At 70.8% G+C, this 14135-nt stretch carries 10 protein-coding genes and 1 tRNA gene; 10 read left to right on the top strand and 1 reads right to left on the bottom strand.

Annotation, left to right across the window (positions count from 1 at the left end):
• Positions 1–403 precede the first annotated feature (403 nt).
• The 10 genes from fdnG to AC07PU_RS24050 all read left to right on the top strand — a co-directional run bounded on the left by fdnG (position 404) and on the right by AC07PU_RS24050 (position 12798).
• A complete protein-coding gene (gene fdnG, locus AC07PU_RS24005) occupies positions 404–3481 on the top strand; it encodes a formate dehydrogenase-N subunit alpha (protein ID WP_495321067.1) in 3078 nt (1025 codons plus the stop codon).
• 3 nt (positions 3482–3484) lie between these two features.
• Positions 3485–4450, top strand: coding sequence for a formate dehydrogenase subunit beta (fdxH, locus tag AC07PU_RS24010; protein WP_296791915.1), 966 nt, complete (start codon positions 3485–3487; stop codon positions 4448–4450).
• Entirely contained in the window at positions 4447–5070 is a 624-nt protein-coding gene (locus AC07PU_RS24015) for a formate dehydrogenase subunit gamma (protein WP_093340870.1), read from the top strand. The genes fdxH and AC07PU_RS24015 overlap by 4 nt, the downstream gene beginning before the upstream one ends.
• A 49-nt stretch (positions 5071–5119) precedes the next feature.
• Positions 5120–6136 (top strand): formate dehydrogenase accessory protein FdhE, encoded by a 1017-nt coding sequence (fdhE, locus tag AC07PU_RS24020; RefSeq protein ID WP_495321070.1) that lies wholly within the window; start codon positions 5120–5122, stop codon positions 6134–6136.
• Positions 6136–7584 (top strand): L-seryl-tRNA(Sec) selenium transferase, encoded by a 1449-nt coding sequence (gene selA / locus AC07PU_RS24025; protein WP_495321072.1) that lies wholly within the window; start codon positions 6136–6138, stop codon positions 7582–7584. The genes fdhE and selA overlap by 1 nt, the downstream gene beginning before the upstream one ends.
• 31 nt (positions 7585–7615) lie before the next feature.
• Entirely contained in the window at positions 7616–8731 is a 1116-nt protein-coding gene (locus tag AC07PU_RS24030; RefSeq protein ID WP_495321074.1) for an acyl-CoA dehydrogenase family protein, read from the top strand.
• Between the two features lie 10 nt (positions 8732–8741).
• Positions 8742–9602 carry a phosphate/phosphite/phosphonate ABC transporter substrate-binding protein gene (locus AC07PU_RS24035; protein WP_495321076.1) on the top strand — a complete coding sequence of 287 codons (861 nt, stop codon included), beginning with the start codon at positions 8742–8744 and terminating at the stop codon, positions 9600–9602.
• Complete coding sequence (locus tag AC07PU_RS24040) at positions 9568–10773, top strand: ferritin-like domain-containing protein (protein WP_495321078.1); 1206 nt, start codon at positions 9568–9570, stop codon at positions 10771–10773. Before AC07PU_RS24035 ends, AC07PU_RS24040 begins: the two co-directional genes overlap by 35 nt.
• 10 nt (positions 10774–10783) lie before the next feature.
• Entirely contained in the window at positions 10784–12691 is a 1908-nt protein-coding gene (gene selB, locus AC07PU_RS24045; RefSeq protein ID WP_495321081.1) for a selenocysteine-specific translation elongation factor, read from the top strand.
• A 14-nt stretch (positions 12692–12705) separates the two neighbouring features.
• Positions 12706–12798, top strand: a tRNA-Sec gene (locus AC07PU_RS24050).
• Between the two features lie 150 nt (positions 12799–12948).
• On the opposite strand, the gene selD is transcribed toward AC07PU_RS24050, so the two are convergent.
• Positions 12949–14028: a selenide, water dikinase SelD gene (gene selD, locus AC07PU_RS24055; protein ID WP_495321083.1), complete on the bottom strand. Its 1080-nt coding sequence runs from the start codon at positions 14026–14028 to the stop codon at positions 12949–12951.
• Between the last annotated feature and the right edge of the window lie 107 nt (positions 14029–14135).

A 14135-nucleotide genomic window follows, 5' to 3' on the forward strand; every position in this document is an offset into this window, starting at 1 on the left:
GGACCCCCTTCCCCCAAGGAGTCTCGATGACACGATGTCAGCGTCTGCCCACTCTCGCCCTGTGCCTCGCGCTGGGCGTGCTGCTCGCCGCCTGCGATCCCAAGCCCAGTGCGAGTGCCGCACCCGGCGCCGCAGCCTCCGGCGCCAGCCCCACGGGCGTCACGCCCGCCGCGTCGGGCGATGCGGTCGATAGCTCCTCCGCCCACAAGGGCCCGTCCGAAGGCGGCGCGGCCATCGGCGGCATGAGCGGCCAGGGCGGCGGCTCATCGGGGGGCAGTACTCCACCTCCGACGGGCGGTGACGGCGCCGCACCCAAATAAGAAGATCCGCTTTCGCTTCCCACCCCACAGAAGAAGACCACGATGAAACGACAACCCACTTCAGCGTCGCCGGAGGTTCCGTCATGGACATGAACCGCCGGCAATTCTTCCGCGTGAGCAGCGCGGGGCTGGTCGGCTCCAGCATCGTGGCGCTCGGCTTCTCGCCGACCGCCGCGCTGGCCGAGGCCCGCAACTTCAAGCTCGCGCGCACCACCGAGACCCGCAACACCTGCCCCTACTGCTCGGTGGGCTGCGGGCTCATCATGTACAGCCTGGGCGACAAGGCGAAGAACGTGGTGTCCGACATCCTCCACATCGAGGGCGATGCCGACCACCCCGTGAACCGCGGCACGCTGTGCCCCAAGGGCGCGGGCCTGCTCGACTTCGTGCACAGCCCGATGCGGCTGAAGTACCCCGAGGTGCGCGAGCCCGGCAGCACCGAGTGGAAGCGCATCGGCTGGAACGAGGCGCTCGACCGCATCGCGAAGCTGCTCAAGGCCGACCGCGACGCCAACTTCCAGACCACCAACGCCGACGGCAAGACCGTCAACCGATGGACCAGCTCCGGCATGCTCTGTGCCTCGGCCTCGTCCAACGAAACCGGCTACATCACGCACAAGGCATTCCGCTCGACCGGAATGCTGGTGTTCGACAACCAGGCACGCGTCTGACACGGACCGACGGTGGCCAGTCTGGCCCCGACGTTCGGCAGAGGCGCGATGACCAACCATTGGCAGGACATCCAGAACGCGGACGTCGTGCTGATCATGGGCGGCAATGCCGCGGAGGCGCATCCGTGCGGCTTCAAGTGGGTCATCGAAGCCAAGAAACAGAACAAGGCCCGCCTGGTGGTGGTCGATCCGCGCTTCACGCGCTCGGCCGCGATGGCCGACTACTACGCGCCGGTGCGCGCGGGGTCCGACATCGCCTTCCTCGCCGGGGTCATCAACTACCTGCTGTCCAACGACAAGATCCAGACCGAGTACGTCCGCAACTACACCAACGCGACCTTCATCGTCGGGCCCGACTACAAGTTCGAGGACGGCCTGTTCAGCGGCTACAACGCCGAGAAGCGCAACTACGACCCGAAGTCGTGGGGCTACGCGCTCGACGAGGCCGGCATGGCCAAGGTCGACATGAGCATGCAGGACCCGAACTGCGTGCTGCAGGTGATGAAGCGGCACTACGCGCGCTACACGCCCGAGCTGGTGAGCCGCATCACGGGCACGCCGCAGGACAAGTTCCTCAAGGTCTGCGAGTACATCGCGAGCACCAGCGTGCCCACGCGCACCATGACCATCATGTACGCGCTGGGCTGGACGCAGCACAGCCAGGGCTCGCAGATGATCCGCACCGGCGCCATCGTGCAGCTGCTGCTGGGCAACATCGGCGTGCCGGGCGGCGGCATGAACGCGCTGCGCGGCCACAGCAACATCCAGGGCCTGACCGACCTGGGGCTGCTGTCGAACTCGCTGCCGGGCTACATGTCGCTCGCGCGTGACAGCGAGCAGAACCTGCCCGACTACTACAAGACCCGCGCGCTCAAGGCGCTGCGGCCCAACCAGATGAGCTTCTGGCAGAACTACCCCAAGTTCTTCGTCAGCATGCAGAAATCGTGGTGGGGCGACGCGGCCACGGCCGACAACGAGTGGGCCTTCCACTACCTGCCGAAGATCGACAAGCTCTACGACGTGCTGCAGGCCTTCGAGCTCATGAACCAGGGCAAGCTCAACGGCTACATCTGCCAGGGCTTCAACCCCGTGGGCTCGTTCCCCGACAAGAAGAAGATCGTCGACGGGCTCTCCAAGCTCAAGTTCCTGGTCACCATCGATCCGCTGCAGACCGAGACCAGCGAGTTCTGGCGCAACTTCGGCGAGTTCAACGACGTCAAGACCGCCGACATCCAGACCACGGTGTTCCGCCTGCCCTCCACCTGCTTCGCGGAAGAGGACGGCTCGCTCACCAACTCCAGCCGCTGGCTGCAGTGGCACTGGAAGGGCGCGGAGCCGCCGGGCGAGGCCAAGGGCGACATCGAGATCGTGGCCGGCATCTTCAACCGCATGCGCCAGGCCTACATCAAGGACGGCGGCGCCTTCCCCGATCCGATCGTCAAGCTGACCTGGCCCTACAAGATTGCGCACTCGCCGTCCGCGCAGGAACTGGCGATGGAATACAACGGCCGCGCGCTGACCGACCTGCTCGACCCGAAGGACCCGACCAAGCCGCCGACGGCCAAGGCCGGCGAGCAGCTGGCGGGCTTCGGCCTGCTGCGCGACGACGGCAGCACCGCCAGCGGCTGCTGGATCTACGCGGGCGCCTGGACCCAGGCCGGCAACCAGATGGCGCGGCGCGACAACGCCGACCCGTTCGGCATCGGCATGGTGCAGAACTGGGCCTGGGCCTGGCCCGCGAACCGGCGCATCCTCTACAACGGCGCCTCCACCGACCCAGCCACCGGCAAGCCCTGGATCGCCAAGCGGCCGCTGGTCGCGTGGAACGGCAAGCAGTGGGCCGGCGCCGACGTGCCCGACATCCGCCCCGACGCCAACCCGATGGAGGCCGACGCGGTGCGGCCCTTCATCATGACGGCCGAGGGCGTGGCGCGGCTGTTCGCGCCCACCGGCATGGCCGAGGGTCCGCTGCCCGAGCACTACGAGCCCTTCGAGTCGCCGCTGGTCAACAACCTGATGCACCCGAACAACGAGAAGGCGCGCGCCAACCCGGCCGCGCGCATCTTCAAGGGCGACCTCGAGCGGCTCGGCGTGCCGAAGGACTTCCCGTACGTGGCCACCAGCTACCGGCTCACCGAGCACTTCCACTACTGGACCAAGAACGTGCGCACCTCGGCCATCATCCAGCCGCAGCAGTTCGTCGAGATCGGCGAGGAGCTCGCGAAGGAGAAGGGCATCGGCCATGGCGACATGGTCAAGGTGTCGAGCAAGCGCGGCTTCATCAAGGCCGTGGCCGTCGTCACCAAGCGCATCGTCGGGCTGCAGGTCGACGGCCGCACGGTCCATACCGTGGGGCTGCCGAACCACTGGGGCTTCGTCGGCATCGCGAAGCCCGGGTATCTGGTGAACACGCTGACGCCCTTCGTGGGCGATGCGAACACGCAGACCCCCGAGTACAAGTCCTTCACCGTGAACATCGAGAAGGCCTGACCGATGTCCTCCCTCCAAACCCTAGACATCCTCGCCCGCTCGGCCACCACCACGCCCTCGCCCGAGGTCCGCAACCGCCCGCAGGTGCAGCAGGTCGCGAAGCTGATCGACGTGTCGACCTGCATCGGCTGCAAGGCCTGCCAGGTCGCGTGCATGCAGTGGAACGACCTGCGCGACGAGGTCGGCACCACGCACGGCACCTACGACAACCCGGTCGACCTCACGCCTTCGTCATGGACGGTGATGAAGTTCTCCGAGGTCGAGCCCGAGGCCGGCAAGCTCGAGTGGCTGATCCGCAAGGACGGCTGCATGCACTGCGACGACCCCGGCTGCCTGAAGTCGTGCCCGTCGCCGGGCGCGATCGTCAAGTACGCCAACGGCATCGTCGACTTCATCAGCGAGCATTGCGTGGGCTGCGGCAACTGCGTCACCGGCTGCCCCTTCGACGTGCCGCGCATCAGCAAGGCCGACAACAAGGCCTACAAGTGCTCGCTGTGCTCCGACCGCGTGGGCGTGGGCCTCGAACCTGCCTGCGTGAAGGCCTGCCCCACGGGCGCGCTGCACTTCGGCACCAAGGAGGACATGCACGAGTACGCGTCGGAGCGCATCGTCGACCTCAAGGAGCGCGGCTTCTCGAACGCCGGCGTCTACGACCCGGCCGGCGTCGGCGGCACGCACGTCATGTACGTGCTGCAGCATGCCGACCGGCCCGGCCTCTATGCCGGCCTGCCGAAGGATCCGCAGATCAGCCCGCTGGTCTCGCTGTGGAAGGGCGTGGCCAAGCCGCTCGCCATGGTGGCGATGATCGGCGCCGTGGTCGGCAGCTTCTTCCACTACATGAAGACCGGCCCGATCGAGCCCAAGGAAGACCATCCGGACGCCGACCTCGACGGCAAGCCCGACGAGGTGGTGGTGATCGAGGAACCGCCGGCATCGGCCCGAGGAGAGACCCGAGGAGAGACGCGATGACCCGCTACTACCTTCGCCGCTACCGCGATGCCACGCGCATGAACCACTGGTTCGTCGCGATCATGTTCTTCGCGGCCGCGCTCTCGGGGCTGGCCTTCTTCCACCCGGCGCTGTTCTTCCTCACCAACCTGTTCGGCGGCGGGCCGTGGACGCGCATCCTGCATCCCTTCCTCGGCGTGCTGATGGTGCTGGGCTTCGCGTTCCTGTTCTTCACCATGTGGCGCGAGAACATGCTCGACCGCGGCGACCGCGAATGGATCGCCAATGCGCCGAAGATGCTCAAGGGCGACAAGTCGAGCATGCCGCCGGTGGGCAAGTACAACGCGGGCCAGAAGCTGGTGTTCTGGGCCTTCGGCATCAGCCTGCTCCTGCTGCTGGTCACGGGCTTCATGTTCTGGAGCCCGTGGTTCGTCCACTTCTTCCCGATCCTCGTGCGGCGCATCGCGGTGGTGGTGCATGCGGCCTCGGCCGTGGTGCTGATCCTCTCGGTCATCACGCACATCTATGCCGCCATCTGGGTCAAGGGCACTCTGCGCGCGATGACGCGCGGCACCGTCACCGAAGGCTGGGCCAAGCTCAACCATCCGCTGTGGCATCGCAAGATGACGCGCGGCGAATGAGCATCCACCCTGCATTGCGATCCGGGCGATTCGCTGTAGAGTCGTCCGGATGAGCAGCAGCCCACCGATCCGCACCACGCGCGTCCTCGAGCCCGAGCAGATCGCCATGCAGGCGGGGCGGCAGATGCCCTTCCTGCGGCTGCCGGTGCGCGCCGCGGCCTTCTCCGACCGGCAGCTGCGGCTGCGCCAGCTCGCGGCCTCGCACCCGATGCGCGAGTACCTGATCTTCATCGCCGACCTCGCGCAGGCCCAGCACCAGGTGCTGCAGGACCACGCGCCGGTCGCGCTGCCCGAGGCCGAGGCGCTCGAGGCCGCGTCGCGCGCGCTCAAGCCGCCGCTTCCGGCCTTCGGCTGGCCGCGCGATCCGGTCTGGCGCGCCGAGCTGCGCCGCCTGCTCGGCCTGTTCCGCGCGCGGCTGTCCGACGGCCCGGCGCGCGACACGCTCGATCGCGTGGTCGCGACCGACGACGACTGGCTCGAGCAGCAGGCCGACCGGCTGTCGCGCCGCATCATGTTCGGCCTCGACCTCGCGGCCGCGCCGCTGATCGCGGCCGGCCTGCAGGTCTACTGGACGCAGCTGGTGCTGCAAGTGGCGCAACGGCATGGCGAGAACATCTTCGGCCGCACCGACCCCGGCAACCTCTGCCCCTGCTGCGGCAGCGCGCCCACCGCGAGCATCACGCGCATCGGCGCCGACGAGGCGGGCTTCCGCTACCTGCACTGCGCGCTGTGCGGCACCGAGTGGCACTACGTGCGCATCAAGTGCACGCACTGCGAGAGCACCAAGGGCATCCACTTCGAATCGCTGACGCCCGAGCCCGGTGTCGCGCTGCCCGCCACCGGCGCGCGCGAGGGCGCGGTCAAGGCCGAATGCTGCGACACCTGCGGCCACTACCTCAAGCAGATCGCGATGGAGAAAGACCCCGAGGTCGAACCGGTGGCCGACGACCTCGCGAGCGTCACGCTCGACCTGCTGGTGTCGGAGAACGGCCACCAGCGCAGCGGCCACAACCTGATGCTGCTGTTCGGCGACCCCGAAATCCCCGACGACGGCGGAGGCGGCTGATGGCAGCGCCCGAAGAGTCCGTGGTCCACGGCTCGACGGCAAGGCCCCAGGATCTGCCTTCTGTCGATCGACTGCTGCGCGCTCCCGCCGCGCAGGCCCTCGTGGCCGAGCATGGCCACACGCTGGTGGCCGGCGAGGCCCGCGCCCTGCTCGATGCCTTGCGCGCCCGCGCCCTGGCCGGCCAGCTGCCCGCCGCCGAAGTGCAGGCCGGCGCGCTCGACACCACGCTCGCGCAGCGCATCGCGCAACGCCTCGCGCCGCGCATGCGCAGCGTGCTCAACCTCACCGGCACCGTCATCCACACCAACCTCGGCCGCGCGCTGCTGGCCGATGCGGCGCTGCAGCGGCTGCTCGAGGTCATGACCTCGCCCAACAACCTCGAGTACGACCTCGCCACCGGCAGCCGCGGCGACCGCGACTCGCTGGTGGAGGACCTGCTGCGCACCATCACCGGCGCCGAGGCCGCGACCGTGGTCAACAACAACGCGGCCGCGGTGCTGCTGACGATTGCGGCGCTGGCGCGCGAGCGCGAGGTGATCGTCTCGCGCGGCGAGCTGGTCGAGATCGGTGGCGCCTTCCGCATGCCCGACGTGATGGCCAGCGCGGGCGCGCTGATGGTCGAGGTCGGCACCACCAACCGCACCCATCCGCAGGACTACGAGCGCGCCATCAACGCGCGCACCGCGCTCGTGATGAAGGTCCATACCAGCAACTACGCGGTGCAGGGCTTCACCGCCGCGGTCGACGAGGCCACGCTGGCCGGCATCGCCCATGCGCGCGGCGTGCCGCTGGCCACCGACCTCGGCAGCGGCTCGCTGATCGACCTGGCGCACTACGGCCTGCCGCGCGAGCCGCTGCCGCAGGAGATGCTCGCGGCCGGCTGCGACGTGGTCACCTTCTCGGGCGACAAGCTGTTGGGCGGCCCGCAGGCCGGCCTCATCGTCGGCAGCAAGGAGGCCGTGGGCCGCATCCGCAAGTTCCCGATGAAGCGCGCGCTGCGCATGAGCAAGCTGCCGCTGGCCGCGCTCGAGGCCACGCTGTCGCTCTACCTGCGGCCCGAGCGCCTCGCGCAGGACCTGCCGACGCTGCGCCTGCTCACGCGCCCGGCCGATGCGATCCGCGAGCTGGCGCAGGCGCTGCTGCCCGCCGTGCGCGAGGCCGTGGCGCCACGCTTCACGGTCGAGGTGGTGCCGCTGCTCGGGCAGATCGGCTCGGGCTCGCTGCCCATCGAGCGCCTGCCCTCGGCCGGCCTCGCGCTGGCGCCGGCCGGCACCGCGAAGAAAGGCCTCGGCACCGCGCTCGATGCGCTCGCCACCGCGCTGCGCGGCCTGCCCCTGCCGGTGATCGGCCGCATCGCCGAGGACCGGCTGCTGCTCGACCTGCGCTGCCTGGAAGACAGCGCCCCCTTCTCGGCCCAGCTCGCCCTGTTGCGCGAGCGGCTCCAGTGATGTCCCTCAACCCCGACCTCAGGAGAATGCGATGAACCCGCTCGACGCGCTCGCCGATATCGACAAGGAAGTCCTCCAGCCGCTGGCCCCCCGCACCGATGCCGAGGCACGGTTCCCGCGCGAAGCGATCGCGGCGCTCGGCAAGGCCGGCCTGCTCGGCCTGGTCTCGGCCACCGCGGTGGGCGGCCAGGGCCTGGGCCTCAAGGAAGCCGCGCAGGTGGTCGCGCAGCTCGCGCAGACCTGCCCTTCCACCGCGATGGTGGTCTGCATGCACTACTGCGCCACCGCGGTGCTCGAGCAGCAGGGCCCCGAGGCCGTGCGCAAGGCGGTCGCAGAGGGCCGGCACCTGAGCACCCTGGCCTTCTCCGAGGCCGACTCGCGCAGCCACTTCTGGGCCCCCACCGGCACCGCGCGCGCCGACGGCGACGGCGTGCTGCTCGATGCGCGCAAGAGCTGGGTCACCTCGGCCTTCGAGGCCGACAGCTATGTCTGGTCGAGCAAGCCGCTGGCCGCCGAGGGCGCGAGCACGCTGTGGCTGGTCGGCGCCAAGGCCGAGGGGCTGAGCCAGCCAGGGCGTTTCGACGGCCTGGGCCTGCGCGGCAACGCCTCCACGCCGATCGCGGCGAAGGGCGTGCGCGTCGCCGCGAGCGATCGCCTCGGCGAGGACGGCAAGGGCTTCGACACCATGATGGGCGTGGTGCTGCCCTGGTTCTCGGTGCTCAGCGCCGCCTGCTCGGTGGGCCTGATGAACGGCGCCCTGGCGCGCGCCATCGGCCACGTGAGCCAGACGAAGCACGTGCACCTCGACAGCTCGCTGGCCGACCTGCCCACCATCCGCGCCTACCTCGCGCGTGCCCGCATCCAGGCCGACATGGCGCAGGCCCTGCTCGACGACACCATCGCCGCCATCGGCGCGGGCCGTGCCGACACCATGCTGCGCGTGCTCGAGGTCAAGGCCGCCGCGGCCGAGTGCGCGCTGACGGTGACCGACACCGCGATGCGCGTGTGCGGCGGCGCGGCCTTCCGCAAGGAGGCGGGCATCGAGCGGCTGTTCCGCGACGCGCGCGCCTCGAGCGTGATGGCGCCGACCTCCGACGTGCTCTACGACTTCATCGGCAAGGCCATCACCGGCCTGCCGCTGTTCTGAGGAGACGCCCGTGTCCGAACCGACGCTGATCATGGGCGCCGTCGCTTACGCGCCCAAGGTCGTCACCATCTGGGAAGGCTTCAAGGCCTTCTTCGCGCAGCACGGCCTGGCCTTCGACTACCTGCTGTATTCGAACTACGAGCGCCAGGTCGAGGCGCAGTTCGACGGCAGCATCCACCTGGCCTGGAACTCGCCGCTGGCCTGGGTGCGCGCCGATCGCATCGCGCGCGCACGCGGCCAGCAGGTGCGCGCCGTGGCCATGCGCGACACCGACTGCGACCTGCGCTCGGCCATCGTGGTGCGCGCCGACAGCCCGGTGCAGTCGCTCGACCAGCTGCGCGGCAAGACCATCGGCTTCGGCGCGGCCGATTCGCCGCAGGCCACGCTGATCCCGCTCGACCACCTGCGCGGCGCGGGCCTCGTGCAATCGCGCGACTTCCAGCCCCGCCTGTTCGACGTGCTCGGCGGCAAGCATGGCGACCACATCGGCGGCGAGCGCGACGCGGCCGTGGCGCTGCGCGCCGGCGAGATCGACGCCTGCTGCCTGATCGACGGCAACCTGCTGGCCTTCGGCCTCGACGGCACCCTGCCCGCGGGCAGCACGCGCGTGCTGGCGCGCACCGGCGCCTACGACCACTGCAACTTCACCACCAGTCCCGACGCGCCGGCCGCGCTCATCGAGCGCTTCGTGTCGCTGCTGATGGCGATGCGCTGGGACGACCCGCAGGTGCGCCCGCTGCTCGAGCTCGAGGGCCTGCGCGAATGGCGCGCGGGCCGCACCAGCGGCTATGCGCTGCTCGAGCGCGCGGTCGACGACGAGCGTTTCTACGACGGCGATGGCCGCATCACCGCCACCGGCTATCGATATTGAGTCGCTGGGCCTCGACCAGGGCGCCCTGCTGCTCATCCGCCGCGCGCTGGCCGAGCGGCCGGTGGGCGGTGAGTTGCGCGTGCGCGGCACGGCGCCGGCCTGGGACCTGCACCTGGAGGCCTGGTGTCGCGGCCAGGGCCATCCGCTGCGCTTCGAGCAGAACGACCAGGGCATGACGCTCGCCTGCATCACGCGCGGCCCGCATGCCGAGGGCCGCTGGCGCGGCGCGCAACCCACCGGCCATGCGCGCGGCGACACCGAGGCCGATGCCCTGCCTGGCTGGGGCCTGGCCGCTCGCGGCGCCACGGTCGAGGCCGGCAGTCCCGACTTCTTCTTCTCGCTGCACCAGCGCCACGAGCTCTGGGCCGCCACCGCGGGCGAGCTCTATGCGCAGGCCGCGGCGGCCCAGTGGGACCCGGCCACCGCCATCGACTGGGCGGCGCCGTTCGAACTGCCGCCGGCCATCGAGGCCGCGGTGGTGCAGGTGATGACCTACCTGATCGAGAACGAGAACGCCGCGCTGCTGGTGCCCGCGCGCCACCTGGGCCAGATCCATCCGCACTTCCGCGAGGTGCTGCAGCTGCTGGCGCTGCAGTGCGCCGACGAGGCGCGGCACATCGAGGTCTTCACGCGGCGCGCCACGCTGCGCGGCCACGAGCCCGCGCTGTCGACGGCCGGCGGCCAGGCCTCGCTGCGCACGCTGTTCGAGGCGCCCGACTTCTCGATCGCCACCTTCCTGCTGGCCGTGCTCGGCGAGGGCAGCTTCGTCAACCTGCTCAACTTCCTGCAGGCGCATGCGCCCGACCCGGTGACGCGGCAGATCGCGCGGCTCGCCGCGCGCGACGAGGCGCGCCACGTGGCCTTCGGCATGGCGCACCTCGAATACCGGCTGTCTGTGCAGCCCGAGTTCCAGGCCCGGCTGCGCAATGCGATCGAGTTGCGCTATGACGCGCTGGCGGCCACCGCGGGCCTCAACGAGGAAGTCTTCGACGCACTCGTGCTGCTGGCCGCGGGCGCGCTCTCGCCGGTGGCCATCGCGCGCGGCCACGCGGCCGTGCAGCAGCTGCAGCGCGACATGGCGGCGGGCCGGCGCGCGCGCCTCGCGCGGCTGGGCTTCGAGCGCGCCGAGGCCGAGCGGCTGTCCGAACTGCACACGCGCAATTTCATGTGATGCTCGCGCCATGATCATCGGAACCGCAGGCCACATCGACCACGGCAAGACCTCGCTGGTGCGCGCGCTGACCGGCGTCGACACCGACCGGCTGCCCGAGGAGAAGCGCCGCGGCATCTCGATCGAGCTCGGCTATGCCTACCTGCACGCGCCCGAGGGCGTGTCGCTGGGCTTCGTCGACGTGCCGGGCCACGAGCGCCTGCTGCACACCATGCTGGCCGGCGCCACCGGCATCGAGCATGCGCTGCTGGTGGTGGCGGCCGACGACGGCGTGATGCCGCAGACGCGCGAGCACCTCGCGGTGGTGGCGCTGCTCGGCGTGCGCGGCGCCACGGTGGCGATCACCAAGATCGACCGCATCGACCCCGCGCAGCGCGCGGCACGGCTGGCCGAGGTGGGCGCCGAGGTCGAGGCGCTGCTGGCGCCGACGCCGCTCGCGGGCGCGCCGGTGTTCGCGGTCTCGGCCGTCACGGGCGAGGGCATCGAAGCGCTGCGCGCGCGGCTCGTGGCCGTGGCGCGCGACGAGCGCGCGCGCGAGCCGGGCCTGGCCTTCCGCCTCGCGGTCGACCGCGCCTTCACGCTCGCGGGCGTCGGCACGGTCGTGACCGGCACCGCCTTCAGCGGCGAGGTGCGCGTGGGCGACGAGCTGCGCATCGCGCCCGGTGATCGCGTGGTGCGGGTGCGCGGCATCCATGCGCAGAACCGGCAGGCCGAGCTCGCGCAGGCGGGCCAGCGCTGCGCGCTCGCGCTCGCGGGCGTGGCCAGGGACGAGGTGCATCGCGGCGAATGGATCTGCGCGCCCTCGATCGCGCTGGCCACCGACCGCATCGACATCGAACTGAGCCTGTGGCCCGGCGAGGCCAAGGCGCTGCGCTCGGGCACCACGGTGCATGCCCACCTGGGCGCGAGCGACACCATGGCCTCGCTCGCGCTGCTCGACCGCGAGCTGCTGCAGCCCGGCGAGACCGCGCTCGCGCAGCTGGTGCTGCGCGAGAAGATCGCCGCCTGGCACGGCGACCGCGGCGTGCTGCGCGATGCCTCGGCCACGCGCACCATGGCCGGCGCGCGCGTGCTCGATCCCTTCGCGCCGGTGCGCTACCGGCGCACGCCCGAGCGGCTGGACACGCTCGCGGCCTGGCGCCTCGCAGCGCGCGACGAGCGCATCACGGCCCTGCTGCGCCATGCGCCGCTGGGCCTGGAGACCGCGCAGGTGGCGCGCGCCCTCTCGCTGGCCGACGAGGCCGCGCTGCCGCTGCCCGGCGATGCGCAGCGCATCGCCGGCACCGCCATCGCGCGCGAGCAGCTCGACGCGCTCGAGGCCCGGATCGTGGCGCGGCTCGACGACTTCCACCGCGACGCGCCCGACGAGGTCGGCCCCGATGCGCGCCGCCTCAAGCGCCTGGCCGGCCCGCGCACCGGCGATGCGCTGTGGCGGCATGCGGTCGAATCGCTGGTGGCGCGCGGCGCGCTGGTGCGCAGCGGCACCTGGCTGCACCGCCCCGACCATGCGGCGCGGCTCGGCGAGGCCGAGCAGAAGCTCGCGCAGAAGCTGCTGCCGAAGTTGGCCGACGGCGGCTTCGATCCGCCCTGGGTGCGCGACCTCGCCAAGGACTGCGGCGCGAGCGAGGCCGTGGTGCGGCAGACGCTCGCGAGCCTCGCGCGGCGCGGCGAGGCCTTCCAGGTGGTCAAGGACTTGTACTATCCGCAGGCGACGGTCGAACGCCTGGCGGCGATCGCGCGCGATTGCCTGCAGGGGCCCGAGGGCCTGCAGGCCGCGAGTTTCCGGGACGCCACCGGGCTGGGCCGCAAGCGCGCGATCCAGCTGCTGGAGTTCTTCGACCGGGTCGGCTTCACGCGGCGCGTGAAGGACACGCATCTGCTGCGGCCCGACACGGTGCTGTTCGAGGCACGGCCGTGAAGGGCCGTGCACATGGGAGGGGATCGTCCCTGGTGGGGCGGCCGGGCTTCAAACCCGGTGGGTGGCGCCAGTCGTCGCTTGGAAGGTTCGACTCCTTCCCCCTTCCGCCTTTTGGCGGGCATTCGCCTGCTGCGCAGCCCGATCTCGGCGCTGCGATGCTCGACGTACCTGTGTACGTCTGCGCTTCTCGCACCGACCTCGGGCTGCTCGCTACGGCGACTGCCCACCAAAAGCTTGGGCGATGGGCAACTATGTGGTCAAGGAACGACGCGCAGCGACGGGCCGCTGGCTTCCACTCGGCCGATGACGGCGGCGCGGTCGAAGCCCTCGTCGCCGAACACCTTCAGCACGGCATCGACGGCCGCCGGCGCGCAGCTCACGAGCAGGCCGCCCGAGGTCTGCGGATCGCTGAGCAGCGCCTGCGCGGTCGGCGGCAGGCCCGCGGCGAGTTCGACCTCGGCGCCGTAGCCGGCCCAGTTGCGGCCCGAGGCGCCCGTGACGAAGCCCTCGGCGGCCATGGCCTCGACCCGGTCGAGCAGCGGCACCCGCGACCACTCGACGACGGCCGAGAGCTTCGCGCCGCGCGCAAGCTCGAGCGCATGGCCCGCGAGGCCGAAGCCCGTGACGTCGGTCAGCGCATGCACGCCCTCGAGCGCCGAGAGCGCGATGCCGGGGGTGTTGAGCTTCGTCGTGCTCTCGATCAGCTGGCGGTAGCCGGTCTCGGACAACTGCTCCTTCTTGAGCGCGGCCGACAGCACGCCGACGCCCAGCGGCTTGCCCAGCACCAGCACGTCGCCCGCCTTCGCGTCGGCATTGCGCCGCACGCGCTTCGGATGCACCAGTCCCATGGCGACGAGCCCGTAGATCGGCTCGACCGAATCGATGGTGTGGCCGCCCGCGATCGGGATGCCGGCAGCGCGACACACGTCCTGGCCGCCGCGCACGATCTCGGCAATGACCTCCACCGGCAGCTGGTTGATCGGCATCGCAAGGATCGCCAGCGCCATGATCGGCCGCCCGCCCATGGCGTAGACGTCGCTGATGGCGTTGGTCGCGGCGATGCGGCCGAACTCGTAGGGGTCGTCCACGATCGGCATGAAGAAGTCGGTGGTGGCGATCAGTGCCTGCTCGTCGTTGAGCTTGTAGACGGCTGCGTCGTCGGCGGTCTCGATGCCCACCATGAGCTCGGGCGGGATCAGGCCGCCGCCATGGTTCTTGAGGATCTGCGAGAGCACGCCGGGCGCGATCTTGCAGCCGCAGCCGCCGCCATGAGAGAAACTCGTGAGCCGCAGCGGCGCGAGCGGATTCAGCAATGAAGTCGAGGCAGGATCGGTCATGTCGAAGTCCGTCGAGGATGGAGCAGGCGCCATTATCGAAGCGCCCGCGCCGCCCCGCTCCATGCCCGCCGCACACCCCTTTTCCCCCACCCGAACCGAAGGTCTTC

The sequence above is a fragment of the Variovorax sp. GW821-FHT10D07 genome, from assembly GCF_059415325.1.

What these genes read in the sequence shown, in the direction of transcription:
- AC07PU_RS24015 (WP_093340870.1), top strand. Translation starts at nt 4,447, where the DNA reads ATGACCCGCTACTACCTTCGCCGCTACCGCGATGCCACGCGCATGAAC.
- fdhE (WP_495321070.1), top strand. Translation starts at nt 5,120, where the DNA reads ATGAGCAGCAGCCCACCGATCCGCACCACGCGCGTCCTCGAGCCCGAG.
- selB (WP_495321081.1), top strand. Translation starts at nt 10,784, where the DNA reads ATGATCATCGGAACCGCAGGCCACATCGACCACGGCAAGACCTCGCTG.
- selD (WP_495321083.1), bottom strand. Translation starts at nt 14,028, where the DNA reads ATGACCGATCCTGCCTCGACTTCATTGCTGAATCCGCTCGCGCCGCTG.
- AC07PU_RS24030 (WP_495321074.1), top strand. Translation starts at nt 7,616, where the DNA reads ATGAACCCGCTCGACGCGCTCGCCGATATCGACAAGGAAGTCCTCCAG.
- AC07PU_RS24040 (WP_495321078.1), top strand. Translation starts at nt 9,568, where the DNA reads ATGGCCGCATCACCGCCACCGGCTATCGATATTGAGTCGCTGGGCCTC.
- fdxH (WP_296791915.1), top strand. Translation starts at nt 3,485, where the DNA reads ATGTCCTCCCTCCAAACCCTAGACATCCTCGCCCGCTCGGCCACCACC.
- selA (WP_495321072.1), top strand. Translation starts at nt 6,136, where the DNA reads ATGGCAGCGCCCGAAGAGTCCGTGGTCCACGGCTCGACGGCAAGGCCC.